Raw genomic sequence first — 6474 nt, 5'->3', positions numbered from 1 at the left:
GACGACGAACGACCAGGCCTCCTGCCCCTCGGCCGTGATCGGCAGCGAGACGATGGCATAGTTCATGTCCGGCCACTTGATTACCTCCCAGGGCAGAGACAGGCGCCGGGCCGCTTCATGCTTCCAATCGGGCTCGATGTTGCGCGAGACGGCGGCTAGGGACAGCGCGGCGGCATCCTTGTTGATCGCGGCCGAGATGGGAACCATGCCTTCCTTCGTCGCCACGATCAGATCGCCACCGGCGCGCATCGTGGCACGCTTGCCCATCGGCGTGGTGAGGTCATAGCGGCCGACCAGGTTCCACTCTGAAGCGGTCGCGCCGGCCGGGTTGCTGCCTTCGAAAATCGCCGCCTCGCCCTCTGTCGTGACGAACACGCACTTGTCGTCGATGCCGTCGCCGGCATCCAGCGACCACGTTCCGCCGAACAGCAGTGAGCCGCCGCGCTGGAAGACGCCGGACAGGTTCAGCGTGCCGAGCGCGCCGGTAACGGAATCGACCGGCAGATAACTGGCCTTCATCGTGCCGCCCTGGATGAAGAACAGCCGGTTTCGATAGAGCCAGACGTGAGACAGCGCGCTGGTGGCCACGCCTGTAATCGCGGCCGAGACCTGAACGATGCCGCCTGGAATGTTGGCCGTAGCCGAACCGCCGCCAGCGCCGGTGATCGTCTCGTTGTCGACGAAGGTCCCGGTAATCGACTGAATCATTAGCGAGCCGGTCGCGCCGTTGTCGACGTTCTTGACGACGGTTGCCGTCGCGCCGCTCGTGCCACCCGTCACCACCTGACCGTTGATGAAGTTGACGGTCTGGGCATCGAAGTTCAGGCGATAGGTCGCAAGCCCATTGACCGCACTCCAGTCGAACGTCGTCGAATAGAGCTGCAGGAAGTCGGTGCCGTTGACCGCCACGACGAACGAGCCGCCCGAGGTCGTGAAATTGACGTAGGAGTAGTAGCCCGACGTCTGGCCGGTGACCGAGGCGGCCGGCGGCGTGACAGCGTCTGCGGGCGCGGTGACGTCGCGAACCGTGGTCTCGTCGCAGGCCCAAATCTTCTTGGTGCCGCCGGCATTGTAGGTGATGAAGCTTTCGACCGGGTCGCTGCCGATCGTGGCGCGCTTGACCGAACCGCCGCGCATAACAATGCCGGACGAGGTCGGAAGCCAGTTTTCAAGCCTCTGGGCCGAGACCGGCTTGGACTTCACCAGGCTCTGGTTGGTGACCCAGCCTGCGACGGGCGCACCGAAGGTGAAGGGCTGCGCCATGGCGCGCGCAGGGGCCGGAACGGCTTTCCGGCGACCGGGGAAGCGTTCGTACCTCACGCTGCACCTGTGACCGTGCCTGGCCACGCCACGCGCCGCCCGCGCCAACTGAGAGGCGGCTGACCGGACACGACCGGCTTGGAACCTCCGTCGTTGTCGATCCGGCGCAGGAGCAGGTCCTGGTAGTCGTCCAGATCCTGCTCGTAGGCCTGTCCCTTGTTCTGCTTCCAGCGACAGATGATCGCCTTTTTCAGCAGTTCCTCGGAAAGCCGGAAGCTGTCGGCATCCTCGGTGAACATCGTCTTTTTCGACGTGTCGCTTGCCATGACCAGATCGTTCGACACGTAGAAGAATTTGACGGTTTCGGTGTTCGCCATCACCGGCCACTGGTGGAACTGGTCGCCGAAAATGATCCAGTAGCCGTTCACCGTGGCGATCGGCGTCACCTGAAGCTCAAGCCACTGATCCGGGCTGGTGAGATGTTCGGTTGCCCACTGCCAGCGTGACGACCAGAGCGACGACGTCTTTTGCATCCGCCGGAAGTCGGTCGGCATTTCGAACGCATCTGACACGCCGTCGCCGGTGAGCGTCTTCAGGATCAGCAGCTTCTGCCAGTCATGGGCATCCGCGATTTCGGACGCCATGACGTTGGCCAGTTCCTGCATCTCGACCATCTCTCGACCGGTCGCGCCATAGAGCAGCGTCGGCACTTCCATGCCGAGCACTGTCGCGGCGCCTTTGACCACGTCGAGGATCGACATCAGGCAGCTTCCTTGCCCTTGCTCTTCGGCTTGGTCAGTTCCTCGATCATGGCTTCCATCGCGGCCTGACGCTCGACCAGTTCGGCGATCTGGGCATCCTTCGCGGCCTCGCGCTCGGCGGCCTTGGCTGCGTCGCTGTTCTCGAGGAAGAGCGCCGCCTGCTTGCGCAGATCACGCATGTTCGGAAGACGCACGCGGTCAAGCTGCCCGTCGGTCAGGTCGCGGACTTCCTCGACCGTGCGGATGCCGGCGGTGCGCAGCACTTCGGCCTGCTCGGGCGTGACGCCAGACCAGGCGGCGAGCGCCGTACCGTTGAGCGGGATTTCCTGCCCGCTTTTGAATGCGACATAGGCCGGCTCGATCTGGTTCCAGCGCGCCGTCATGAAACGCAGCTTCTCGCCGTCCTGGTCCTCGCCCATCAACGACGGGTCGGGCAGCAGATGCCGGATGCGTTCGGTGGTGCGCGTGTTCAGCGGCGAATGTGAGGGCGAATAGGTCACCCAGTCCTCTGGCTGAAGCTCAAGGATGCGTCGGCTGCTGGCGTCGAGCTTGTAGCCTTTATGGTCGCACTTCTCCTTCACCGGATCGCCCTTGACCGGCAGCTTCTCGTAGCTCGTCTTGAACCCGATCACGCGGATAAGGGGCTGTGCTTCGCTCATTTTGTTCGGCTCCTGAAAACGTTGTGGGCGCCAGCGGCGCCCTACTGGTTGATCACTGCGACGATGCCGGGAAACTCGGCGTGCAGCGCCGCCCACTCGGCTTCAGACAGCTTTTCGGCATTGGCGAGGTTGATCGCGTTGCGGTGCTCGCCGCCGTTCCAAAGCTTGCGGAATTTCGGGAAAATACCGGCCTGGGTATCGACTGCGACGGGGTCGGCGGGGGCTTCGTTCTTGTCGGACTTGTCGGCCATCTCTGGCACTCCTTTGCGAGAGGAAAGGCAGGCGGGCCGTTGCAGCCCGCCCGAGGTGCGGTCAGTACGGGAACGCGCACATGATGATCTTCGCCGAGGCGTCGATCGCGTAGGCGCAAACCGTGTCGGTCACGGCGGCGGCCACCTTCAGGGTGCCGTCGGTGGTGGCCGAGAGGATCAGCGCATTGCCATCGCCGCCCGAGACGAGCGCGGTGGTGACGGTGGCCGGGCCTTTGACCTGGATCCACCCGTACTCGCCGTTGCCGGGCGCACCGGCGAGAACGCCCGCACCGTTCGCGGCGGTGTCGGACACGTCGGAAGTGACTTCGTTGTACTGGCCGGCAGAGACGCCACCGGCAGCGTAGAAGCCAACCACGTTGCCGACGACGGCGGCGATTGCGCCGGCGCCCTGGTTGTACTTCACGAAGCGGTAGACCTTGCCGTCATACGCTTCGTAGGTGTCGCCGATCTTCGGAGCCTTGCCGGATTCGGTGCCGGTGAGCTGCGCGGCGGTGAACGTCTTGGTGACGTCGATACCAACAAAAGAGGTCATCGTTCTTGCTCCTTATGCCGCGTCGAAGAGCACGCCCTGAAGCGAGCGATTCGTGCAGACGACGTTGCCCATCCAGTAGAACGGGATGACAACCGCATCCTGGTTGACGGGCTTCTTCTCGTCGTCCTGCGTCCACTGAGCCTCCTTGTGCTGGTCGACGTAGAGGTAGTCGGAGTTGAGGAAGTAGCCCTTCTCGGCCGTGGTCGTGAAATTCGTGTTGTCGTCGAAAATCACGTCGGCGGTCTTGTACTTCAGGCCGATGAAACCGGACTGAGCCATGTCGGCGTCCATGTACCGCTGAAGCTGCTGCTCCCCGGTCTCGTACAGCGAGTAGAAGTCATGGCTGAACGTGATCAGGTCCGGCTTGTCGGCGCCGCGGTTCAGGGTGAGCCAGATGGCATTCATGTCCGCCTTGAAGGTCGCAGCGTTGGCCGCGTTCGGGGTCGCGGCAAGATTGGTGCCGGTGGCCTCGCGGAACTTGTTGCGCCAGAACGTCCATGTCGCGGCGTCGATACCGCCGACAATGCCCTGGCCGTTGGTCTGGAGGATGTTGGCCAGGCCGCCGATCTGGTTCGCCAGCGAACCGTCGGAGTAGAGGTCGACGGAGAAGTTGTTGGCAGCCGTCTTGAGCGCGTTGTTCTTCTTGGTCTTCACCAGGTTGATCATCGCGAACTTGCCGGAGTTCTGCCGAAGCTCCTTGCCGCTCGACACAACATGCAACGCGACCTGCGCCCAATCGTACTTGGCGGAGGTGACGACGTCCGAGCCGTTGGTGTTCAGCGTGTCGAGGCCGGCATAGCGCTGATAGGTGCTGTTTTCCGCGTATTCGAGCTGCACCTGGATTTCGGTGCCGCCGTCAAGGTTGCGGATCTTGTTCTTCTTCTTCAGCCGGTTGAGGAAGGCATTGTTCTTCGAAACGTTGTCCGCCACTTCTGTCGCGCTGTTGCGAAGGGTGGTGGATACCATTTCAGTAAAGGTAGTCGACGGACCAGCCATCGGGGTCAGCCTTTCTGATTGCGGTCGTAGACAGCGGCCAGTTCCTCATCTTCGGAGAGAACCCGAGCCTTGCCCGACGCTGTTGAGGGGATGTTGACGGAGTTGGCGCGCTTGGCCGCGTCGACCTTTCCGGTGTCCTTGGGAGCGGCCGGTTTCGCGGCGGCTGCCTTGGCCCGCAGATCGGGATCGGCGTTGACTGCCATGTCATAGGCCAGGTTGAACACGGCCTCTTTCGAGGCGGTGGCTCCAAGCCGGTCCCATGCATCGTTGATGAAGGTGACCATCCGCTTCTCAGGGATTTCGGAGTAAAGCGGCTTGTCGGCTGACAAGCGGCCCAACTCTTCATTGGCGGCGGTGGTGGCGTCGCGCTCCTGGAGCCTCTGGTTTATGCGGTCGTCGATGTTCGCGGAGTTGTGGACGGATGCGAGCATCTGCTTCAACCCGGCGATTTCCTGCCGCAATTCGCTTTCGCCCTGCTGGACGGTCTGGCCGAAGACACCCGCAATCTTGTCGCGGATGCCATAGCCGTCGATGATGCTCATGATCGTTTCGACGGGGGCCTTGTCCATGCTCTGCTGGACGTTGAAAAGATACTCGATCGCCTGGGCTGGCGTGACGACCTTGCCGTCAGCCATCTTCTTGCCCGTGTTCGGGTCGAAGTAGCCGCCGTTGCGGTCGAGAATTTCCTGAATGGGCTTGTAAACCGAAACCTGCCGGCCGTGGTCGGACAGACGGCCCTGAAGCTCCTGCTCGCGCTCGGCGACGAACTTGCGCAGCTCGGCCGGCGCTTTCTCCCAAGCCTGCTTGACGTTCTCGGCAACGCCGCCCTTGATGCCCTGCCAGTTGGCCGGGAGAGGAACCGACCCTGCGTCAGGCGTCAGACCACCGCCGGCCTGTTCCTCTCCGCCACCGCCCTCGGGCGATACCTTGCCGGCTTCGGCTTTCGCGTCGGCCTTCTTCTCAGGGTTCGGGCTGGCAAACTTGCCCTCGTCCCGCTCGGCTCCGTTGTCGCGCTCGTGCTTGTTCCAGATGGCTTCCAGCGCCGCGTCATCGGCCAGAGCCGTCGCCGAATTGTTGTTCACGGCCTCGGCGATGGCGCCGGCCGGCGGGGCATTGTTGGCAAGGCTTTCTGCTACAGCAGTGCTCATCGAAATTCCTCTGACACCTGAAGACCCCGCTTCTTGCAGAAATCGGGGTTGCGAAATTTGCCCTTCGTCGGTGACAGGGACGGCTCGTATTCGACGCAGTTGTTGCGCTTCAGATCATCGCGGCGCTCAGAGCGCGACGTGATCATTCGGCCATCGATCGGCGAGGCATAATCCGGGATGTCGGAAATGACGTTCGGCATGACGATCTGGCCAGCGAACGGCTTTTCCATCGGAACGCCGGTCTGCCGGTCGACGAAGATGCCATCTCGGAAAACGTACCTGGCCAATTTCCTGTCCTGCTGTTCGGGCCGGTACAGGGTGCAAGCGGTCGGTGCGAAATTCTAAGCCGCTTGCAATTCAGGACGTTAGGAGCAGCAACACGGCGTCGTCATCGTCGCGCATGGCTGCCATCTCGCGGTCGATGACCATGCGCCCGAGGCGCCGCTCCAATGCAGCCGCGTCCGGCAGCTCGATCGGCGGAGCCTGGAAGCCGGCGAGCAGCGCTGCAACAATCTCCGGCGCGACGGCTGGCCACTCGACCAGTTCGGGTGCGGGCCGCGGCTCGTCGAGGTCGACAATCTTGCCATCGCGGACGTACTTGATCGGCTTGCGATAGTAGCCGCCGCCTGGCTTGAACAGCGAATCGACGTCGGCGCCATGTGGGCCAAAGTACCGATTGCCGAAATATCGCTTGCCGAAATAGCGATCAGCAAACATCAGCTCGGATCCAGAATGACCGCCAGCCGGTTGCCGTCCTGATCGACCGAGGCGTTGATGCGGTCCTTCGTGTCGTTGGTGTCTCGGAAGATGGCCGTTCCTGTCCCGAGGCCATTCGCCTTGCCGAGC

Annotated in this window: 8 protein-coding genes and 1 pseudogene; all 9 read right to left on the bottom strand. The window is 62.8% G+C overall.

All coding sequences use genetic code 11. The annotated features are described in order from the left end of the window. Positions 1 to 1263: pseudogene (locus EN745_RS26980) on the bottom strand (hypothetical protein); the annotation flags it as partial. A gap of 53 nt (positions 1264 to 1316) precedes the next feature. Beyond that, entirely contained in the window at positions 1317 to 2021 is a 705-nt protein-coding gene (locus EN745_RS26975; RefSeq protein ID WP_127422660.1) for a hypothetical protein, read from the bottom strand. Further along, entirely contained in the window at positions 2021 to 2680 is a 660-nt protein-coding gene (locus EN745_RS26970; protein WP_127422659.1) for a hypothetical protein, read from the bottom strand. The genes EN745_RS26975 and EN745_RS26970 overlap by 1 nt, the downstream gene beginning before the upstream one ends. 41 nt (positions 2681 to 2721) lie before the next feature. Then, positions 2722 to 2931: a hypothetical protein gene (locus EN745_RS26965; protein WP_127422658.1), complete on the bottom strand. Its 210-nt coding sequence runs from the start codon at positions 2929 to 2931 to the stop codon at positions 2722 to 2724. Positions 2932 to 2992: 61 nt separating this feature from the next. Further along, positions 2993 to 3484: a hypothetical protein gene (locus EN745_RS26960; protein ID WP_127287261.1), complete on the bottom strand. Its 492-nt coding sequence runs from the start codon at positions 3482 to 3484 to the stop codon at positions 2993 to 2995. A gap of 12 nt (positions 3485 to 3496) precedes the next feature. Next, positions 3497 to 4450 (bottom strand): phage major capsid protein, encoded by a 954-nt coding sequence (locus tag EN745_RS26955; protein ID WP_281034793.1) that lies wholly within the window; start codon positions 4448 to 4450, stop codon positions 3497 to 3499. A gap of 35 nt (positions 4451 to 4485) precedes the next feature. Continuing rightward, positions 4486 to 5628, bottom strand: coding sequence for a hypothetical protein (locus EN745_RS26950; RefSeq protein ID WP_127422657.1), 1143 nt, complete (start codon positions 5626 to 5628; stop codon positions 4486 to 4488). After that, positions 5625 to 5915 carry a hypothetical protein gene (locus tag EN745_RS26945; RefSeq protein WP_126093992.1) on the bottom strand — a complete coding sequence of 97 codons (291 nt, stop codon included), beginning with the start codon at positions 5913 to 5915 and terminating at the stop codon, positions 5625 to 5627. The genes EN745_RS26950 and EN745_RS26945 overlap by 4 nt, the downstream gene beginning before the upstream one ends. 70 nt (positions 5916 to 5985) lie before the next feature. Beyond that, entirely contained in the window at positions 5986 to 6345 is a 360-nt protein-coding gene (locus EN745_RS26940; protein WP_127422656.1) for a hypothetical protein, read from the bottom strand. Positions 6346 to 6474 lie beyond the last annotated feature (129 nt).

The sequence above is a fragment of the Mesorhizobium sp. M4A.F.Ca.ET.022.05.2.1 genome, assembly GCF_003998845.1.
In the GTDB taxonomy this organism is placed as follows: Bacteria; Pseudomonadota; Alphaproteobacteria; order Rhizobiales; family Rhizobiaceae; genus Mesorhizobium.
The sequence above is the reverse complement of the archived record's forward strand: the minus strand, read 5'-3'. Positions and strand labels throughout refer to the sequence as shown.

Coding starts and splice junctions, on each gene's coding strand:
- EN745_RS26975 (WP_127422660.1), bottom strand. CDS start 2,021: ATGTCGATCCTCGACGTGGTCAAAGGCGCCGCGACAGTGCTCGGCATG.
- EN745_RS26970 (WP_127422659.1), bottom strand. CDS start 2,680: ATGAGCGAAGCACAGCCCCTTATCCGCGTGATCGGGTTCAAGACGAGC.
- EN745_RS26965 (WP_127422658.1), bottom strand. CDS start 2,931: ATGGCCGACAAGTCCGACAAGAACGAAGCCCCCGCCGACCCCGTCGCA.
- EN745_RS26960 (WP_127287261.1), bottom strand. CDS start 3,484: ATGACCTCTTTTGTTGGTATCGACGTCACCAAGACGTTCACCGCCGCG.
- EN745_RS26955 (WP_281034793.1), bottom strand. CDS start 4,450: ATGGTATCCACCACCCTTCGCAACAGCGCGACAGAAGTGGCGGACAAC.
- EN745_RS26950 (WP_127422657.1), bottom strand. CDS start 5,628: ATGAGCACTGCTGTAGCAGAAAGCCTTGCCAACAATGCCCCGCCGGCC.
- EN745_RS26940 (WP_127422656.1), bottom strand. CDS start 6,345: ATGTTTGCTGATCGCTATTTCGGCAAGCGATATTTCGGCAATCGGTAC.